Origin of the sequence: Burkholderia sp. AU32262 (assembly GCF_020419985.1) — a bacterium.
GTDB lineage: Bacteria > Pseudomonadota > Gammaproteobacteria > Burkholderiales > Burkholderiaceae > Burkholderia > Burkholderia semiarida.
On record NZ_JAIZRS010000012.1, the window covers coordinates 54,897 to 72,388 of the forward strand.

The window sequence follows — 17,492 nt, forward strand, 5'->3', positions numbered from 1 at the left end:
ACAACCGGATCGGGCGCTCCTCGTTCGAGGCCGATCCGGCGGCTCGCGCCGTACGATACATGGCGGCCGTGACGGCTTCACGTCGCATGCAATACGCTATGCTGTCGTCCTCGACCGCCAGCCTGATCCGATGAAGCGTCCGTCGTTTTCCACCCAACTCGTCATGCTCTGGGCACTCGTCGCGGCGCTGTGCGCGACGCTGGTCGCGGTCGTCTGGGTCACGGCGAGTTCCGCCGAGAGTCAGCAGGTGGCCGGCGCGAAGGCCGCCGGCGCGTCGGCGTGCGAAGCGGTGGCGTCGCGTTACGGCGCTTCCGCGTCGGCGGGTGCCGAGCCCGCCCCCGAACTGATGCACGCGATCCTCGACATCGTGCTCTCGCGTGCCGCGGACATGGAGGGCGGGTTCTGGATGCCCGGCGCCGCGCCTGCCGCGAGCGGCTTTCTCGCGTATTCGTTTCCTACTTATCAGGGCAGCGGCGTCAAACGCGACGTTCCGGAAGCGGAAACGCCGCTGATTCTCCGCACGCTGCGAGCCGCGGCCGCGACGCATGCCGCGACGGCGAACGTCGTCGAAAGCGCGCAGGACGCCGTGATCGCGGCGGCGTGTCCGGTGCGCGGCGGATCGGGGCTGTACGTGTGGATGCTGACACGCGCGCGCCCGCCGCTGGGCCGGCACGGGGAATTGCTGGCAACGGGGCTCGCCGCCGTGCTCGCGGTGATTCTCGCGATCGCGGCGGCGCTGGCCGTGGCGCTGCGCCGATGGAAGCGCAATCTCGCACGGATCGAGAGCGGGCTGGGGCCCGACGGTCGCGAGCATCACCTGCCGTACGTCGGCGAACCCGATCTCGACCGCGTCATCGATGCGTTCAACGAGCGGGCGCGGCGCGCCGACCTGCTGCAACAGCAGGCCGCCGAGCTCCGCACGCGCCTCGCGCAGGCCGAGCGCTTCGGGATGCTGGGCAAACTGGCCGCGCAGGTCGCGCACGAGATTCGCAATCCGATGGGTGCGATGCGGCTGAAGGCGGAAAACGCGCTGGCCGGCGACAGCCGGCGGCAGCAGGATGCGCTGCGCGTGATCCTCGCGCAGATCGAGCGCATCGATGCGCAGTTGTCGAGCCTGCTCGCGCTGACGCAGCCGGTGCGTCCGCATGCGACGCGTGTCGACGTCGACGCGTGGCTCGCGCAGGTCGTCGACGCGCACCGCGAGCTGGCGCAGCGGCAGGCGATCGACTTGACGCTGTCGCTCGCGGGGCAGGGCGAACGGCTCGCGTGGCCGTCGGATTTTCCCGCCTTCGATCCCGACCAGATGCGGCGCGCGCTCGACAATCTGCTGCTCAACGCGCTGCACCACGCGGGCGCGGGCGGCGCGGTCACGCTCGCGGCCGAACGATATCCGTTCGCCGGGCGCGACTGGTTGCGCATCACCGTGTCGGACAGCGGCCCCGGCGTGCCGGCCGCGCAGCGCGAGCGGATTTTCGAGCCGTTCGTGACGGGGCGCGCGGACGGAACGGGCCTCGGTCTCGCCGTCGTCCGCGAAGTGGCGGCGGCGCACGGCGGGCACGCGCGGCTCGACGAGGGCGCCGCATTCGTGATTGAAATTCCATGGCAAACATCCTCATAGTCGACGACGACGCGGCATTTCGCGACGGCCTCGCCGAAACGCTGGCCGATCTCGGCCATCGGGCCGTCGAGGCCGCATCCGGCCGGGCCGCGCTGAGCGCGCTGCGCGACGGCGGCAACATCGAATGCGTCTTTCTGGACTTCCGCCTGCCGGACCTGGACGGGCTGGCCGTGCTGGCGCAATTGCGCGACGATCCCGCCCTGGCCGCGATGCCGGTCGTCATGCTGACGGCCCACGCGACCAGCGACAACACGATCGAAGCGATGCGGCTCGGCGCATTCGATCATCTGACGAAGCCGATCGGGCGCCGGGACATCGCGCAACTGCTCGAACGCATCGTGTCGGCGAATCAGCCGCCCGCGCTCGCGCCGGTGGAAGGCGGTTTCGCGGGCGAGCCTTCGGCGGACCGGCCGCGACTGCTCGGCGTGAGCGCCGCGATGCGCGACGTGCAAAAGCAGGTCGGCCGGGCCGCGATGAGCGACGCGACCGTGCTCGTGACCGGCGAGACGGGTACGGGCAAGGAAGTGGCGGCCCGCGTACTGCATGCCGCATCGGCACGGCACGCGGGGCCGTTCGTCGCCGTCAACTGCGCGGCCATTCCGGCCGACCTGCTCGAAAGCGAGTTGTTCGGGCATCGTCGCGGCGCGTTCACGGGCGCGCATGCCGATCGCGCGGGGCGCCTCGTCGAGGCCGACGGCGGGACGCTCTTTCTCGACGAGATCGGCGACATGCCCGCCGCGATGCAGGCCAAGCTGCTGCGCGCGCTGCAGGAGCGCCAGGTGACGCCGCTCGGCGCGGATCGCGCGACGGCGATCGACATTCGCGTCGTGGCCGCGACGCACCGCGACCTCGCCGCGGCCGTCGCGAACGGTACGTTCCGCGAAGATCTCTTCTATCGGCTGAACGTCATTCCGCTGCACCTGCCGCCGCTCGCCGATCGCGTGGCCGACATTCTTCCGCTCGCCGCGCATTTCCTGGGTAGCGCGGCTGGCATGCGGCCGTTGCACCTGACGAACGACGCGCAACGGGCGTTGCTCGATCACCGCTGGCCGGGCAATGTCCGCGAACTGCGCAACGTGATGGAGCGCGCGGCCGCGCTCGCTCCCGGGCCGGCCGTCAGTGCGGCCGATCTCGGCCTGCCCGCCGTGCCCGCGCGCCAGCCGGGCGCCGATGCGGTGCCGGCGCACCTGCTCGACATGCCGCTGCCCGATGCGCTGGCGACGGTCGAGCGCGCGGCGATCCTGCGTGCGCTCGAGCGCGCGAACGGCAATCGCGCGGAAGCCGCGAGGCAGCTCGGGATCGGCCGCCAGTCGCTCTACGCGCGCATGGCGAATCTCGGGATCGAGCGCGACGACTAGGGCGTGTTCACGCTAATAACGGGCTTGCGAACGTGCCTTTCCGCCCGCAGTGCAAGGAGTAAGGAGCGCCGTTTGGCCGTGCCAAACAAGCGACGCACGACGCCGCAATGTGGGCGGAAAGGCACGTTCCCCTGTCTGAAAAATGCATTCGTGGGGCTGGCCCCCAGAAGGGCCGATCGCTGCGTCATGCTCCTCGCGAATGCGTCGAGTATTCGCTTCGTCGCAATCCTCGCGCTCGGCCCTTCTGGGGGCCAGCGCAAGCCCGTTATTAGCGTGAACACGCCCTAGGCGTCGAGTCGCGCGGTTTCGACTGTCGGAATGGCCGACAGCCGGTGAAGCCACGTGTCGGAAAACCCGACACGTTGGGCGTACGTCGGCGCTCGGCGCACGGCCGCGCGGTGCGTCGCGGGTTGGCACGGGTATTGCGGATATCGATGCATCGCAACCCGTCGCCGGAACCCGTCATGAAGCCGTACCCGCCTGTCGTTCGATCGCGGCCGCGAGGCCGCACCGCCGTTCGCCGGTCGTCTCGCATGCTCTGCGCCGTCGCGTTCGTTGCCGTCGCAACGGTCAGCGTGGCGCAGGTGCCGCCGGCACCGCGCGCGCAAGACCCGGCCGGCGCCATGCCGCCTCCGCCTCCGTCCGGGCCGCGTGCGCTTTTGCCCGTCGGGCCCGGCAACGACACCGGATCGGATGCGCTGGTTTCCGGCACGCTGTCGCGCCTGACGATCAATCCGGAAGGGACCGTCGACGGCTTCGTGCTGACCGACGGCACGCTCGTCCGTCTGCCGCCGCATCTCGGTTCGCAACTGGCTGCGCTCGTGCGGTCGGGCGAGCGTGTCACGGTGGCCGGCGAACGGCGCTTCGACGATGAAATCCATGCACGCGTGGTCCGCAACGACGGCACCGGCGCGTCGCTGTCCGATCAGCCGCCCGCGCCCGTCGCGCCCGTGCCTGCCATGCTGCGCGGCGTCAACCTCGCGCGCCTGAGCGTGTCCGGCGTCGTGCGCCGCGTGACGCACGCGCCGCGCGGCGAGCCGGACGGCGTGATGCTCGACGGCGGCGCCATCGTCAAGCTGACCGTGCCGGCCGCCCGGCAATTCGGCGCGCTGCTCGCGCCCGGCGAGCGCGTGGCCGCGATCGGCTACGGCACGCGCAACGCATACGGCGAAGCGCTGCAGGCCACGGCGTTCGGCGCGCCGGGCCATGTCGTGAATCTCTATGACGATGTCGCGCGCTGAAACGCGCGGCGCCGTTCCGCAATCCATCGAAAGGAGTTCTGTCATGCACTGGATCGATCCCGCCTGCCTGCCCGAAACGCGCGGCCGCGTCACGCAGTTCCTGCTCGATCCGCACGGAGAAATCGACGGCCTGATCCTGAACGGCGACCTGCAGGTTCACGTGCCGCCGCATCTGGGCCGCGAACTGGTGCGCCATGTCGCGGTGGGCGACCGCATCCGCGTGCGGGGCATCAAGCCGCGTCGCGCGGCGATGATCGCGGCCGTGCAACTGACCGGGCGTGGCGGCGTCGACATCGTCGACGCCGGGCCCGAGCACGCTGTCCCGAAGCCGCCGCGACCGGCTCGACGGCCGATGGAATTCAGCGGAGAAGTCGCGTTCGGGCTGTACGGCCCGAAAGGCGGGTTGAACGGCGCGTTGCTGACGAGCGGCGTCGCGTTGCGGCTGCCGCCGCATGCGGCGCAAGCATTGCACGACTACCTGCAGGCCGGCATCCATGTGCAGGCGTGGGGGCACGGCGTCGTCACGCCGCACGGTGCGACGCTCGACGTGAGCGACATTGCCGAGCTCGTCGATGCGGATGTCGCATGACGGTGCGGCGACCGTGAGACCGGCACGCGCGCTCGAAGTGCTCAATTTCTTCCTGGCCGACGTGCAGGCCGGCATCGGTCCGTTCATCGGCGTCATCCTGCTGTCGCGCGGCTGGGGCGCCGATGCGATCGGCACGGTCATGACGCTGGCCGGGCTCGCCGCGATGGCCGCGACACCGTTGGCCGGCGCGCTCGTCGATGCGGTGCGCGCGAAGCGGGCGCTGATCGTCGTGGCGACCGCGGCGACGGCACTCGCGTCGCTGGCGCTGATGTTCGTGCGCGGCTATCCGGCGGTGGCGGTGTCGCAGATCCTGGCGGCGGTCGGCGGCGCGGTGCTGGCGCCCGCGGTCGCGGGCGTGACGCTCGGCATCGTGCGTCGCCAGGGTTTCGACCGGCAATTCGGGCGCAACCAGATGGCGAACCATGCCGGCAACGTCGCCGGCGCGGCGCTCGCGGGGTGGCTCGGCTGGCATGTCGGATTCGACGCGGTGTTCGCGCTCGTCGGCGTGTTCACGGTCCTTGCGATCGCGAGCACGTTGGCGATTCCCGGGCACGTAATCGATCATGCTTGCGCACGTGGTCTCGAGCCTGATGGCCGCGCACCGGGAACGGATGCTGCGCATCCGCATGCGTTGGACGCGGCGTCGACGTCGCGCGTCGGCGGCCTGCGCACGCTCGCCGAAAACCGGCCGCTGGTACTGCTCGGCGCGTCGCTCGCGCTGTTTCGTCTCGGCAACGCCGCGATGCTGCCGCTCTACGGGATGGGCGTCGTCGTCACGCATCGCAGCAACGCGAGCGCGTTCACCGCGCAGACCATCGTCATCGCGCAGTGCGTGATGATCGCGGCGGCCTGGCTCGCGCCACGGCTGATTCGCGCGCACGGTTACTGGCGCGTGCTGCTGTTCTCGTACCTCGTGCTGCCGGTGCGCGGGCTGGTCGCCGCGGCGTGGATGAGCGAAGCGGGCGTGTGGCCGGTGCAGGTGCTCGACGGCATCGGCGCCGGCCTGCAAAGCGTGGTCGTGCCCGCGCTCGTCGTTCGCCTGCTGCATGGCTCCGGCCGCGTGAACGCCGGGCAGGGCGCCGTCGCGACCGCGCAGGGTATCGGCGCGGCGCTCAGCCCCGTGCTCGGCGGCGTGCTCGCGCAGCACTTCGGCTATCCGGCCGCGTTCGTCGTACTGGGCGCCGTGTCGACGGGCTCGCTCGCGCTGTGGCTCGGTCATGCGCGATCGCTGAGCGGCGCGTGCGGCAAGCCCGCCGATCTATCGGCGACATCATCGTGAAAGCGATTTCGATTTCCATGCCTGTGTCGACTTGCCCATGAATCCTGTTTCGCTTGCCTGGCTGATTTCCGCGCTCGCCACCGCGGGCGTCATCACGCGTCCGTTCGGTTGGCCCGAGGCCACGTGGGCCGTGAGCGGCGCGCTGCTGCTGGTCGCGTTGAACCTGTTGCCCGTCGTGCAGGCGCTGGACGCCGTCGCGAAAGGGGGCGACGTCTACCTGTTCCTGACGGGCATGATGCTGTTGTCCGAGGCGGCCCGTCGCGAAGGGCTGTTCGACTGGGTCGCGACGCGCGTCGTCAATCTCGCGCAGGGCTCGCCGCGGCGATTGTTCGCGCTGATCTACGGGGTCGGTGTCGTCACCACGGTGTTCCTGTCGAACGATGCGACCGCCGTCGTGCTGACGCCCGCGGTTCTTGCCGCCGCGCGCCGCGCGAAGGCCGACCCGATGCCGCTGCTGTACAGCTGCGCGCTCGTCGCCAATGCCGCGAGTTTCGTTTTGCCGATTTCGAATCCGGCGAACCTGGTGCTGTACGGCGCGCACATGCCGGCGCTCGGCGTATGGCTCGCGCATTTCGCGGCGCCGTCCGTCGCGTCGATCGCCTGTACGTTCGTGATGCTGAGGATCGTGCAGCGACGTGCGCTTGCCGGCCACTGCGAATCCGGGCTGCCGGTGCAGCCGCTGACGGGCGGCGGGCGCATCGCGCTCGTGGGCATCGCGGCAACGGCCGTCGCGCTGATGGCGGTGTCGGTCCTCGATCGCCCGCTCGGGTTGCCGACCGCGCTCGCGGGTGTCGTCACGGTCGCGTGCGTGCTGATACGGGATCGCGCGGCCGGCGTGCCGATCGTTCGCGCGATTTCATGGAGCGTGCTGCCGCTCGTCGCGGGGTTGTTCGTCGTCGTCGAGACGCTCGACCGGACCGGCGCGGTGCGCGTACTGGCGGGGCTGCTGCGCGAGCTGACGCAACGCGGCGAGCACACCGCCGCGGCCGCGGCCGGCGTCGCGGTCGCGCTCGTGTCGAACGGTGTCAACAACCTGCCTGCCGGGCTGATTGCAAGCTCGACGATCCAGGCCGCGCACAGCCCGCAAACGGTGATCGACGCGATTCTGATCGGCGTGGATCTCGGCCCGAACCTGTCGATCACCGGATCGCTCGCGACGATCCTGTGGCTGGCGGCGATCCGGCGCGAAGGGTTGCAGGTCGGTTTCCGCGCATTTCTCGCGATCGGCGCGTGCGTGATGCCGCCTGCGTTGCTGCTCGCGCTGGGCGCGCGATTCGTGGTCGGCGGCTGACGCGCGATGCGCGTCGCGTCAGCCGTCCTGGTCGTGCTAGAACGAGTAGGCGAGCGACGCGAACAGGCTGCGCGGCGCGCCCGGCGTGACCCACAGGCTGTTGTACGAGCTGACGTACGTGGTGCGATTGAACAGGTTGTTCAGCACGACCGACGCACGCAGGTGCTTGTTGACCTGAACGTAGCCGTTGAGCTGGACGGTCGCGTAGGCCGGCAGCTCGAAGCCGTCCTGCGTGTTTGCCGTGTTGCCGGCGCGGCGCCCGACGTAGATCAGGCCGGCGCCGGCGCCCGCCTTGTCCGCGAACGGCAGGGTCGTCTCGTACATCAGCAGCGCGCTGCCGCTCAGCCGCGGTACGTCGACGAGGCGTGAACCGGGCGCCAGCACGGTGTCGCGCGTGACCTCCGCATCGACGTACGCGAGATTGGCGATGCCGCGCAAGCCGTGTCCGAGGTCGCCGCTCCATTCGAATTCGATGCCGCGGCTGCGTACTTCGCCGGCCGCGCGCGAGAAGCCGGCATTCGCCGGATCGGCGGTGAGCACGTTGCGCTTGGTCACGTAGAACGCCGAGACGGTCGTGAGCGAGCGCGTGCCCGCCCATTTCGCGCCGGCTTCGTAGCCGTGGCCCTTTTCGGGATCGAACGCGCGGCCGCCGACGTCGGCGCCGTTGTTCGGCCGGAACGAATACGCGGTGTTCGCATACAGCGACAACGCGGGGCTCATTTCATACACGACGCCGAGACGCGGGCTCAGCGCGGTCTGCAACTGGCTCGTCGTCACGCCCTTCAGGCGGTTGTCGATCGACTGGTGGAAGCGATCCCAGCGCAGCCCGGCCAGGATTTTCCAGTGCGGCCCGAACGCGAGCGTGTCCTGCGCGTAGACGCCTTGACCGTCGTCGCGTTCGAGCAGGTTGGTCGCGGTGCGCGGCGTGGGCGCGGGCTGGCCGTAGACCGGATCGAAGATGTCGATTGCGTACGGCGCCGCGGCGCTCGGCGTGGAGCGCGTGACGAACTGGTCGTAGTTGAAGCGGTACGCGTCGACGCCCATCACGAGCGTATGGCCGATGCCGCCCGTGCGGAACGAGCCGGTCGTCTCGAGGCGGCCTTGCAGGTCGTTCGAGTGAAACGCGACTTGCCGGTAGCGGCGCCACAGCGTGCGGCCGTCCGGCTGCAATGCGAACGCTTCGGACGAGCGTCCCGACAGGTCGGTGTTGCGTTGCGCGACGCCCGCGTTGATCGACCAGCCTGAATCGATGCGATGCTCGAGCGTGAACTGGTGGCCCGTGTTGCGCACGTCGTAGTCGCCGTCGCGCGGCTCGCCAAGGAAGCGCGACGCGGGGATCACGCCGAGCTGGCCGTTGACCGCCAGCACGCCGCGATCGAGCGGCGCGCGCTGACGCGCGCTCTCGAACTCGTAGTGCACCGTCGTGTCCGCGCCGATGTCCCAGGTGAACGACGGCGAGAACAGGTAGCGCTTGCTCGACACCGTGTCGCGAAAGCTGCCGTTGTTCTCGTTCATCGCGACGAAGCGGTACGCCAGCGATTTCGTGACGGGGCCGGTCGAATCGAGCGTCTGGCGCAATGCGCCGTAGCTGCCGGCCGACACGCCGATGGTGTTCGCGCGGGTGAACTGCGGCTGCTTCGTCGTATAGCTGATGATCCCGCCCGGATCGCCGCGGCCATACAGTGCGGATGCCGGCCCCTTGAGCACTTCCATGCGCTCGAGGTTCACGGTGTCGCGCGGCACGCTCATGCCGCGATTCCACGAAAAGCCGTTGACCAGGTAGTCGGTGCCGGACGTGTTGCCGTCGCCGGCGAAGCCGCGCACCGCGTAGTTGTCCCACAGGCCGCCGAAGTTGTTCTGGCGCGAGACGCCCGCGACCCAGTCGTAAAGATCGTCGCCGCGTGTCGCGGCCACGGTCTGGATCAGCTTCGTATCGACGCTGCTGACCGCGAACGGAATCTCCATCACGTCCGCCTCGCTGCGCGTCGCGCTCGTCGATTCGCGCGTGCGGAACGGCGCCGTCGCGCGTTGCGCGGACACCTCGATGGTCGGCAGCGCCGTTTCCTGCGCGTCGGCGGCGCCCATGCCGGCCGTGCCGACGACGATGGCCATCGGTGCGGCCGCCCAGTTCCTCCTGCTCATACTCCTCCCTTTTGATGTGCTTCGCGTTCGGGCACGGCGGGCGGCCTTGCGCCGACATCTGTGTTCCAAACAGTACATTCGCGCGGCAATTTAATGCAAATGAGAGGCATTTGCAATCGTAATTTTGAGATTGAGTGCGGGAAGCAAAACGGCGCGCCCGACGGATGCGATCGATCTGATGTGTCGATTTCGTTAAATTCCGAATTGTGGGAAATAGGTCGTTGGTTGATGGAGGCTGAACAGTTCGCCTGTCTTGTTACTTGCAGAATTGAACGGTGAGATTACGGGTAAACGCGGGCCTCGATGGAGTGCGAAATTGAAACTGGATGGTTTGACAAATCCCGTAATTCGGGATTACAGTAAAACACTTCAGCCAAACCCGTCGAGCAGCCGCATGAACATTCCAGCGTTGAACAGCGATATCGAAGCAACAAGCGGGGCGAGCGTCGTGCTCACCACGGCGCGTGATGCCGGCGTCGACGTCTGTTTCGCCAATCCCGGCACGACCGAGATGCCGTTCGTCGGTGCGCTCGACACCGTGGCGGGCATGCGCTCGATCCTCGGGCTGTTCGAGGGCGTGTGCACCGGCGCCGCGGACGGCTATGGCCGCATGGCCGGCAAGCCCGCGATGACGCTGCTGCACCTCGGGCCCGGCCACGCCAACGGCATTGCCAACCTGCACAATGCGCGCCGCGCCCGCACGCCGATCCTGAACATCGTCGGCGATCACACGCGCGAGCATCTGAAGTACGACGCGCCGCTGACGTCCGACATCGAATCGCTCGCCCGTCCGGTGTCCGTGTGGTATCGCAGCGTGGCGCGCGACGCGGACCTCGCGACGGATACGGCCGACGCGATTTCGGCCGCGATGGGCGCGCGGCGCGGCGTCGCGACGCTCGTGCTGCCCGTCGATCTCCAGTCGGCCAAGGTGCGCGGCGCTGCGTGGCCCGCCGTCGTGCGCCCGGCCGCGGTGTCGTTCGATGCCGCTCGCGTCGAACAGGTTGCCGATCTGCTGCTCGGCGGCCATCGCGCCGTCCTGCTGATGGGCGCCCGCGCGCTGTCGGCGCGCGGCCAGCGTGCGGCGGCGCGCATCGCGGCGGCAACCGGTGCGACCTGCTTCAGCGAGACGTTTCCCGCGCGGGCGGAGCGCGGCGGCGGCCTGCCGGACATCGACCGCCTGCCGTATTTCCCCGAGCCGGCGCTCGCGGCGCTGGCCGGCCGGCGCGTGGTGCTGGCCGGCGCGCTCGCGCCCGTCACTTACTTCGGCTACGAAGGCATTCCGGGCGAACTCGCGCGGCCGGAGGACATCGTGACGCTGGCGGCGCCGGGCGACGCGGCGGACGACGCGCTGGAGGCGCTGGCCGATCGCATCGGTGCGGCGGCAACGAATGACGATGGCGTGCGCGTCGAGCGCTGGCGCGTGGAGGACGGGCCGCTCACACCGCAGGCCGTCGGCCGCGTGCTCGCGAATGCACTGCCCGACGATGCGATCGTGTCGATCGAGGGCGGCACGTGCGGCTACCCGTTCGTGACCGCGTCGGCACGCGCGCGCCGCCACACCATTCTCACGAACACGGGCGGCGCGATCGGCCAGGGGCTGCCGGTGGCGCTCGGCGCCGCCGTCGCGTGCCCGGCGCGCCGCGTGTTCGCGCTGCAGTCCGACGGCAGTGCGCAGTACACGATCCAGTCGCTGTGGACGATGGCGCGCGAGCGTTTGCCGATCGTGATGCTGATCGCATCGAACCGGCGCTACGGCATCCTGCAGACCGAGCTCGCGCGCAGCGGCCTGTCGGCCGACACGCCGCACGCCAGCCGCCTGACGCTGCTGGACGATCCGCCGATCGACTGGCTCGCGCTGTCGCGCGGCTATGGCGTGCCGGCCCAACGCGTGAGCGACACGCATGCGCTGGTGCAGGCGCTCGACGGCGCGCTCGCGCGCACCGACGGGCCGACGCTCGTCGAAATGCGGTTGTCCTGATCGCGTCACGCGCTCGTTTCCTCAATCCCGACTCTCACCTTTCATCGACATGGATCTGCAACTGCACGGAAAAGCCGCGTTCATCACCGGCGGCAGCATGGGCATCGGCAAGGCCGTCGCGCTCGAACTGGCGCGCGAAGGCGTCAACGTCGCGATCGCCGCGCGACGCATCGAACACCTCGAAGTCGCGGCCGCCGAGATTCGCGCGGCGCTCGCGCCGCTGGGCAGCGCGGCCGGCGCCATCGTGCCCGTCACGGTGGACACGACCGACATGGCGTCGGTCGAAGCGGCGATGGCAGCGAGCGTCGAGCGCTTCGGCCGGCTCGACATCCTGCTGAACGGCGCGGCGCACCCGGGCGGGCTCGTGCGGGCGGAGCTGGAGCATGCCGATCCGCAAGGGTTGCTGCAGGACATCGATATCAAGGTGGTCGGCTACCTGCGTTGCGCGAAGGCGGCCGCGCCGTACATGCGGCGCAACGGCTTCGGCCGGATCGTCAATATCGGCGGCCTGACCGGCCGCGGCAGCAAGCAACTGTCGGGCATGCGCAACGTGGCGATCGTCCACCTGACCAAGACGCTGTCCGACCAGCTCGGCCCGTTCGGCATCACGGTCAACACGATTCACCCGGGTGTCGTCGAAACGCCGCACATCCACGAGCTCTACGAGACGGAGGCGCGCAAGCAGGGGCTCACGGCTGCGGAGGTCGAGGCCAACTACGTGAAGGTCACGCCGATCCGCCGCGTGCTGCAGCCGGAAGAAATGGGGTGGATCGTCGCGTTTCTCGCGTCGCCGAAGTCCGGCTCGATCACCGGCGAATCGATCGGCTGCGACGGCGGGCTCACGCGCGGCATTTTTCTCTGACACGAGGAGCATTTCATGACCGCAACCGTACTGGTCGCCACCGCGGGGCAAGGCATCCTGCGCTCGAACGACGACGGCAAGACCTGGCATCGCCTCGGGCTCGCCGAACCGATCGAGTTCGACGGCATCGTGCGCTCGCTCGCGGTGGATCCCGCGACGCCGTCGCGCGTCTATGCCGGCGCCGATTCGGGGCTGTGCATCAGCGAGGATGGCGGCGCGCACTGGTTTCGGCCGGACAACCTGCTGAACGGGCAGACGGTCTGGTCCATCGCGATCGATCCGGCGAACCCGGCGGTGCTCTATGCCGGCACCGGCGCGCCGTCGCGTGCCGCGCTTTACAAGTCGAGCGACGCGGGCTTGACCTGGGCGAGAACGGCCCCCGAGCTGCCGGAGTTCTGCTCGGGCGTCAACCGTCCGCGGCTGCTGACGATCTGCGTGGATTCGGACGACAGCAGCAACGTCTGGTACGGCGTGGAGGAGGGCGGCGCGTGGCGCAGCCGGGATGCCGGTGCGAGCTGGGCGCGCGTGGACGGCCCCGGCAGCGCGATCCGCAACAGCGACATTCACGCGATCGCCGTGCTGCCCGCCGCGCAAGACCGGCCGAAGACCACGGTGCTGCTGACGGTCAACGCCGTGTACGTGAGCGAGGACGACGGCCGGACCTGGGACGGCAAGCTGTCGCGCGACCGCTTCGACGGGCTGTACTACACGCGCACCGTCGTACAACTGCCGGAGCCGGAAGGCGACCTGCTGATGGCGATCGGCGACGGCACGCCGGGCACCCGCAGCCGAATCTACCGCTCGGCCGATCGCGGCCACGCGTGGCGCGAGATGGACCTGCACACGCCGCCGAACTCCACGTTCTGGGCGTTCGGCGTGCATGCGGCCCGGCCGGCGCTCGTCTATGCGGGCACCAAGTATGGGCACCTGTTCCGTTCGAGCGACGGCGGCCGGAACTGGATCAAGGAATGGCGCGATTTCAGCGAGATCACGGCGGTGGCGTGGACGCCGTTCGAGGCGCCGCTGGCCGCCCACGCGCAGTCGACCCACTGAGCGGAGCGAACGATGACACCGTCCGATATCCGGCAACACGCCGAGCGCGCGAACGCGAGCGGCCTGCCGCTGCCGACGCCGCGCGTGCAGCGCACGCACCTGTCGCTGTTCGTGCGCGACCCCGTCCGTTCGAGCACGTGGTACGCCGAGGTGCTCGGCATGACGGAAACCGCGCGCGGCGAGCAGTGGGTGTTCATGTCGTTCGGCCAGAAGCACCACGACATCGCGCTGATTCGCGCGGCGTCCGATGCGGAGCTCGGCACGATCGGCCTGCAGCACTACGGCCTCGAGATCGCCGGCGGGCTGACCGAATTGCGTCGCCTGTACGGGATGCTGCTTCGCCGCGGCGTGCCGATCGTCAAGATCACCGATCACAAGGTCGGGATCGGCGTGTATTTCACGGACCCCGACGGCAACCGGCTCGAATTCTTCTGCGAGACCGTCACGGACGACGAAGAGGGCAAGCGCGTGCTGCATCGATACAACGCGCCGAGCGATCCGTTCCAGCTCGAACCGTTGTTCGACTGAAGCGCCGCGTCTCAATCCGCATCATCGACGTTTTATAAAGGAATACTGATGAGCAAGACCGCCAATTTCGAAGGCTTTCATATCCGCAAGTGGTACACGCAGATCGAGGATTCGCTCGCGAACGAAACCGGCCAGCTCGCGGATGGCGAGCCGCTGCGCAAGATCGTGATCGCCGCGGCCGTTCACAACCCGTACGCGGGACGATTCAGCGAAAACCTCGACGATCTCGTGCGCCCGTCGCCCGCGCTCGGCAAGGAATTCGCGCGACGCATCGAATCGCTCGCCGCCGGCCGCGCGATCGAGAGCTACGGCAAGGCCTGCCTGGTCGGCTCGGCCGGCGAATACGAACACGGCAACGCGTTCCTCACGTCGATCTTCGCCGAGCCGATCCGGGCGGCGCTGGGCGGCGGGAAAGCGTGGGTGCCGTCGAGCGGCAAGCGCGGCCCGATCAATACGGTGATCGACGTGCCGCTCGCGCACAAGGATGCGCTCTACGTGCGCTCGCACTACGACACGGTGACGTGCCTGTTTCCCGATGCGCCCAACGACGACGAAGTGCTGGTGATCTTCGCGTTCGCGACGCGCGGCCGGCTGCATGCGCGGCTCGGCGGCCTGAAGGCGAGCGAGATCGTCGGTCGCGACGGTCTGGTCTGATCGCGCATGCCGGCCGGGGAGCACATGATGAACGCGGCATCCGCCAGGGATGGATGGATCGACAACGATGGATTGCGGCTGCACTACGTGAGCTGGGGGCGTGACGATGCGCCGGCCGTGGTGATGCTGCACGGCTTGCGCAGTTACGCGCATACCTGGGCGAGCGTCGCCGATGCGCTGGTCGACCGCTACCGGGTCGTCGCGCTCGATCAGCGCGGGCGCGGGCTGAGCGACTGGGATCCTCGGCGGGACTACTACGCGGCGGCCTACGTGCGCGATCTCGACGCGCTGGTGCGGGCGCTCGACCTGCGACGGTTCGTGCTGGCCGGGCACTCGATGGGCGGGGCCAACGCGTTCGTCTACGCGGCGGCACGACCGGAGCGGCTCGCCGGTCTCGTGATCGAGGACATGGGCCCCGGTGCGTCGGCCGGATCGCCGGGTTCCGAGCGCATCAAGCGCGAGCTGCGGGACACGCCGGACGCGTTCGCGTCGTGGGACGACGCGCGCGCGTTCTGGCGACGCCAGCGGCCGAACGTCGCGGAATCCGCGCTCGACTCGCGCCTCGCACACTCGCTGAAGGCGGACGCGCGCGGCCGGATCGTATGGCGGCACGACGCGCAAGGGATCGCGGCGGCCCGGCTGGCCGCGACACCGGCGCAACTCGTCCATCTTTGGCCGCTGATCCTCAATCTGCACGTGCCCACGTTGTTGTTGCGCGGCGGAGACTCGGATTTCCTGTCCGCGGACGTGGCGGCCGAAATGGCGGCCGCCAATGCGGAGATCGAACGGATCGACATACCCGGCGCGACGCATTACGTGCACGACGATCGGCCCGATGCATTCAATCACGCGCTGCGCACCTGGCTCGATCGTCTCGACGACGCCGCATGGCGCGCGGGAGGCGCCGGCGAATGAAAGCGAACAACCGGAACCGGACCAAGGTCGCCATCGTCGGCGCGGGGCCGAATGGTGCGGCCATGGCCAACCTGCTCGGCCTGTATGGCGTCGATACGATCGTCGTCGAACGCGAGGCGCGGATCGTCGAGTTCCCGCGTGCGGTCGGCATCGACGACGAGGCGCTGCGGCTGTTTCAGACGGCCGGTCTGGCCGACGAGCTGAGCCGCGACATCATCCAGAACGTGCCGCTGCGCATGTTCAAGGCGAACGGCGAATGTTTCGCCGACATCCGTCCGTCGATACGCGAGTTCGGCTGGTGGCGACGCAACATCTTCATGCAGCACCTGGCCGAGCGTACGCTGCGCGACGCGCTGGCGCGCTATCCGCACGTGTCCCTGCGCACGGGCGAAGAGGTGGTCGGCCTGGAGCAGGACGACGAAGGCGTGACGCTTCAGGTGCGTGCCGCCGACGGGCGGCAATACGAACTCGATGCCGACTACGTGGTGGCGGCCGACGGCGGACGCAGCCCCGTGCGCGAGATGCTCGGCATCAGGCTGGCCGGTACGACGCATCCGATCAAATGGGTCGTGGTCGACGTGAAGAACGCGCAGCTCGACCAGCCGTGTACCGCGCTGAACTGCGACCCGCGACGCCCGAACGTCTGCATCTATCTGCCGTTCAACTACCGACGCTGGGAATTTCTCGTGTTTCCGCACGAGGACGAAGCGGCGATCGCGCAACCGGAGTCGATCCGCGCGCTGATCGAACCGTACGTCGACGACGTCGATCGCATCGAGATCGTGCGTGCGCGCACCTACACGCATCACTCTCGCGTGGCCGAACGTTTCGTCGCCGGACGCGTGGCGCTCATCGGCGACGCCGCCCACCTGAGCCCGCCGTGGATCGGCCAGGGGCTGAACGCGGGGCTGCGCGACGTGGGCAATCTCGCATGGAAGCTCGCGGGGGTCGTGAACGGCACGTTGCACCGGAGCGTGATCTCGACGTACGAATCGGAGCGCCGCGATCACGCGAAGGCGATGATCGATCTCGCGGACACCTTCGGCGCGATGCTGATGCCGACCAGCCGTCTGGTCGCGTTCCTGCGCGACCGGTTCCTCGGGCTCGCGCGCCATGCGCCCGGCCTGAAGGATTACGTGCTGCAGATGCGCTTCAAGCCGATGCCGAGCTATACGCACGGGATCGTGGTCACCGGCGCGTCGGGCGCCGTCGGGCGCATGATCGTCCAGCCCGACGTCGAAACGGCCGACGGCGCCCGTCGCAAGCTCGACGACGTGCTCGGCCCGTGGTTTTCGGTCATCGGCTGGCGATGCGACCCACAGGCGTGCCTGAGCGACGACGATCGCGCGTTCTGGGCCGCGCTGGGCGCGAAATTCGTGCAGATCGTCCGTTCGCGCAGCGGAAAGTGCCGCGAGCAGCGCATCGCGAGCGCGCACGGCAGCGAGTGCGTCGAGGACGTCGACAACGCGATGGCCGAATGGTTCGACAGGCACGCGGGGCCGCTCGTCGTCGTCCGTCCGGACCGCTATGTGGCGGCGCAGACGGACGCGGCCGGCATGGCGGGCGTGACCGCGGCATTCCACGCGTTTGCGGCGCGACAACGGGAGAGCGCGCATGTTTGTTGAGCAACGCACGTACACGCTGGTGCCGGGCGGCGTCGCCGAGTATCTGCGGCTGTACGCGGAATGCGGTCGCGCACCGCAGGAGCACGCGCTCGGCACGATGGTCGGGTGTTTCGCGACGGAGATCGGACCGCTGAACCAGCTCGTCTATCTGTGGGCGTTCGATTCGCTGGACGATCGTGCCCGGCGTCGTGCGGTGCTGATGGCCGATCCCGAATTCAGGACGTTTCGCGGCAAGGTCCGGCATCTGCTCGTCCGGCAGGAAAACCAGATCCTCCGACAGGAAATCGGCGGCCTGCTGCGCGCACCGCCATCGGCCGCGTGATGCGATCGTCGCGTTGCCCGGCCCATCGTGCAGTTTC

General features: G+C 69.2%; 15 protein-coding genes. 14 read left to right on the top strand and 1 reads right to left on the bottom strand.

The genetic code is table 11. The features are described from left to right. The first annotated feature begins 130 nt into the window (after positions 1–130). From LGN10_RS16210 to LGN10_RS16235, 6 genes are all read left to right on the top strand, one after another. Positions 131–1,618: a sensor histidine kinase gene (locus tag LGN10_RS16210; RefSeq protein ID WP_226224249.1), complete on the top strand. Its 1,488-nt coding sequence runs from the start codon at positions 131–133 to the stop codon at positions 1,616–1,618. Then, positions 1,600–2,976, top strand: a complete 1,377-nt coding sequence (locus tag LGN10_RS16215) for a sigma-54-dependent transcriptional regulator (protein WP_059577757.1) — start codon at positions 1,600–1,602, stop codon at positions 2,974–2,976. Before LGN10_RS16210 ends, LGN10_RS16215 begins: the two co-directional genes overlap by 19 nt. Before the next feature lie 623 nt (positions 2,977–3,599). Beyond that, complete coding sequence (locus LGN10_RS16220; protein WP_226094203.1) at positions 3,600–4,217, top strand: hypothetical protein; 618 nt, start codon at positions 3,600–3,602, stop codon at positions 4,215–4,217. A 43-nt stretch (positions 4,218–4,260) separates the two neighbouring features. Further along, positions 4,261–4,806 carry a hypothetical protein gene (locus LGN10_RS16225; RefSeq protein WP_226224250.1) on the top strand — a complete coding sequence of 182 codons (546 nt, stop codon included), beginning with the start codon at positions 4,261–4,263 and terminating at the stop codon, positions 4,804–4,806. Positions 4,807–4,819: 13 nt separating this feature from the next. Beyond that, positions 4,820–6,085 (top strand): MFS transporter, encoded by a 1,266-nt coding sequence (locus tag LGN10_RS16230; protein ID WP_226224251.1) that lies wholly within the window; start codon positions 4,820–4,822, stop codon positions 6,083–6,085. Positions 6,086–6,122: 37 nt separating this feature from the next. After that, a complete protein-coding gene (locus LGN10_RS16235; RefSeq protein WP_226224253.1) occupies positions 6,123–7,376 on the top strand; it encodes an arsenic transporter in 1,254 nt (417 codons plus the stop codon). 36 nt (positions 7,377–7,412) lie between these two features. On the opposite strand, the gene LGN10_RS16240 is transcribed toward LGN10_RS16235, so the two are convergent. Further along, a complete protein-coding gene (locus tag LGN10_RS16240; RefSeq protein ID WP_226224255.1) occupies positions 7,413–9,518 on the bottom strand; it encodes a TonB-dependent siderophore receptor in 2,106 nt (701 codons plus the stop codon). A gap of 394 nt (positions 9,519–9,912) precedes the next feature. On the opposite strand from LGN10_RS16240, the gene LGN10_RS16245 reads away from it, so the two are divergent. Genes LGN10_RS16245 through LGN10_RS16280 form a run of 8 tightly spaced genes read left to right on the top strand, consistent with a single transcriptional unit; the run spans position 9,913 to position 17,455 of the window. Continuing rightward, entirely contained in the window at positions 9,913–11,496 is a 1,584-nt protein-coding gene (locus tag LGN10_RS16245) for an acetolactate synthase large subunit (protein ID WP_226224257.1), read from the top strand. Positions 11,497–11,545: 49 nt separating this feature from the next. After that, positions 11,546–12,358: an SDR family NAD(P)-dependent oxidoreductase gene (locus LGN10_RS16250; protein WP_059577770.1), complete on the top strand. Its 813-nt coding sequence runs from the start codon at positions 11,546–11,548 to the stop codon at positions 12,356–12,358. A 15-nt stretch (positions 12,359–12,373) separates the two neighbouring features. Continuing rightward, entirely contained in the window at positions 12,374–13,411 is a 1,038-nt protein-coding gene (locus LGN10_RS16255) for a WD40/YVTN/BNR-like repeat-containing protein (RefSeq protein ID WP_059577773.1), read from the top strand. Positions 13,412–13,423: 12 nt separating this feature from the next. Further along, on the top strand, positions 13,424–13,939 hold the full coding sequence (locus LGN10_RS16260; RefSeq protein WP_059577776.1) for a VOC family protein: 516 nt from the start codon (positions 13,424–13,426) through the stop codon (positions 13,937–13,939). Positions 13,940–13,987: 48 nt separating this feature from the next. Next, the gene (locus LGN10_RS16265; RefSeq protein ID WP_059577779.1) at positions 13,988–14,593 is read left to right on the top strand and encodes an amino acid synthesis family protein; all 606 of its coding nucleotides are present in this window, start codon (positions 13,988–13,990) and stop codon (positions 14,591–14,593) included. 27 nt (positions 14,594–14,620) lie between these two features. Further along, positions 14,621–15,508, top strand: coding sequence for an alpha/beta fold hydrolase (locus LGN10_RS16270; protein WP_179231827.1), 888 nt, complete (start codon positions 14,621–14,623; stop codon positions 15,506–15,508). After that, positions 15,505–17,133 (top strand): bifunctional 3-(3-hydroxy-phenyl)propionate/3-hydroxycinnamic acid hydroxylase, encoded by a 1,629-nt coding sequence (locus LGN10_RS16275; protein ID WP_226224258.1) that lies wholly within the window; start codon positions 15,505–15,507, stop codon positions 17,131–17,133. Before LGN10_RS16270 ends, LGN10_RS16275 begins: the two co-directional genes overlap by 4 nt. Further along, positions 17,123–17,455 (top strand): NIPSNAP family protein, encoded by a 333-nt coding sequence (locus LGN10_RS16280; protein WP_059577785.1) that lies wholly within the window; start codon positions 17,123–17,125, stop codon positions 17,453–17,455. Before LGN10_RS16275 ends, LGN10_RS16280 begins: the two co-directional genes overlap by 11 nt. Positions 17,456–17,492: the final 37 nt, after the last annotated feature.

What these genes read in the sequence shown, in the direction of transcription:
- LGN10_RS16210 (WP_226224249.1), top strand. Translation starts at nt 131, where the DNA reads ATGAAGCGTCCGTCGTTTTCCACCCAACTCGTCATGCTCTGGGCACTC.
- LGN10_RS16215 (WP_059577757.1), top strand. Translation starts at nt 1,600, where the DNA reads ATGGCAAACATCCTCATAGTCGACGACGACGCGGCATTTCGCGACGGC.
- LGN10_RS16220 (WP_226094203.1), top strand. Translation starts at nt 3,600, where the DNA reads ATGCCGCCTCCGCCTCCGTCCGGGCCGCGTGCGCTTTTGCCCGTCGGG.
- LGN10_RS16225 (WP_226224250.1), top strand. Translation starts at nt 4,261, where the DNA reads ATGCACTGGATCGATCCCGCCTGCCTGCCCGAAACGCGCGGCCGCGTC.
- LGN10_RS16235 (WP_226224253.1), top strand. Translation starts at nt 6,123, where the DNA reads ATGAATCCTGTTTCGCTTGCCTGGCTGATTTCCGCGCTCGCCACCGCG.
- LGN10_RS16240 (WP_226224255.1), bottom strand. Translation starts at nt 9,518, where the DNA reads ATGAGCAGGAGGAACTGGGCGGCCGCACCGATGGCCATCGTCGTCGGC.
- LGN10_RS16245 (WP_226224257.1), top strand. Translation starts at nt 9,913, where the DNA reads ATGAACATTCCAGCGTTGAACAGCGATATCGAAGCAACAAGCGGGGCG.
- LGN10_RS16250 (WP_059577770.1), top strand. Translation starts at nt 11,546, where the DNA reads ATGGATCTGCAACTGCACGGAAAAGCCGCGTTCATCACCGGCGGCAGC.
- LGN10_RS16255 (WP_059577773.1), top strand. Translation starts at nt 12,374, where the DNA reads ATGACCGCAACCGTACTGGTCGCCACCGCGGGGCAAGGCATCCTGCGC.
- LGN10_RS16260 (WP_059577776.1), top strand. Translation starts at nt 13,424, where the DNA reads ATGACACCGTCCGATATCCGGCAACACGCCGAGCGCGCGAACGCGAGC.
- LGN10_RS16265 (WP_059577779.1), top strand. Translation starts at nt 13,988, where the DNA reads ATGAGCAAGACCGCCAATTTCGAAGGCTTTCATATCCGCAAGTGGTAC.
- LGN10_RS16270 (WP_179231827.1), top strand. Translation starts at nt 14,621, where the DNA reads ATGAACGCGGCATCCGCCAGGGATGGATGGATCGACAACGATGGATTG.
- LGN10_RS16275 (WP_226224258.1), top strand. Translation starts at nt 15,505, where the DNA reads ATGAAAGCGAACAACCGGAACCGGACCAAGGTCGCCATCGTCGGCGCG.
- LGN10_RS16280 (WP_059577785.1), top strand. Translation starts at nt 17,123, where the DNA reads ATGTTTGTTGAGCAACGCACGTACACGCTGGTGCCGGGCGGCGTCGCC.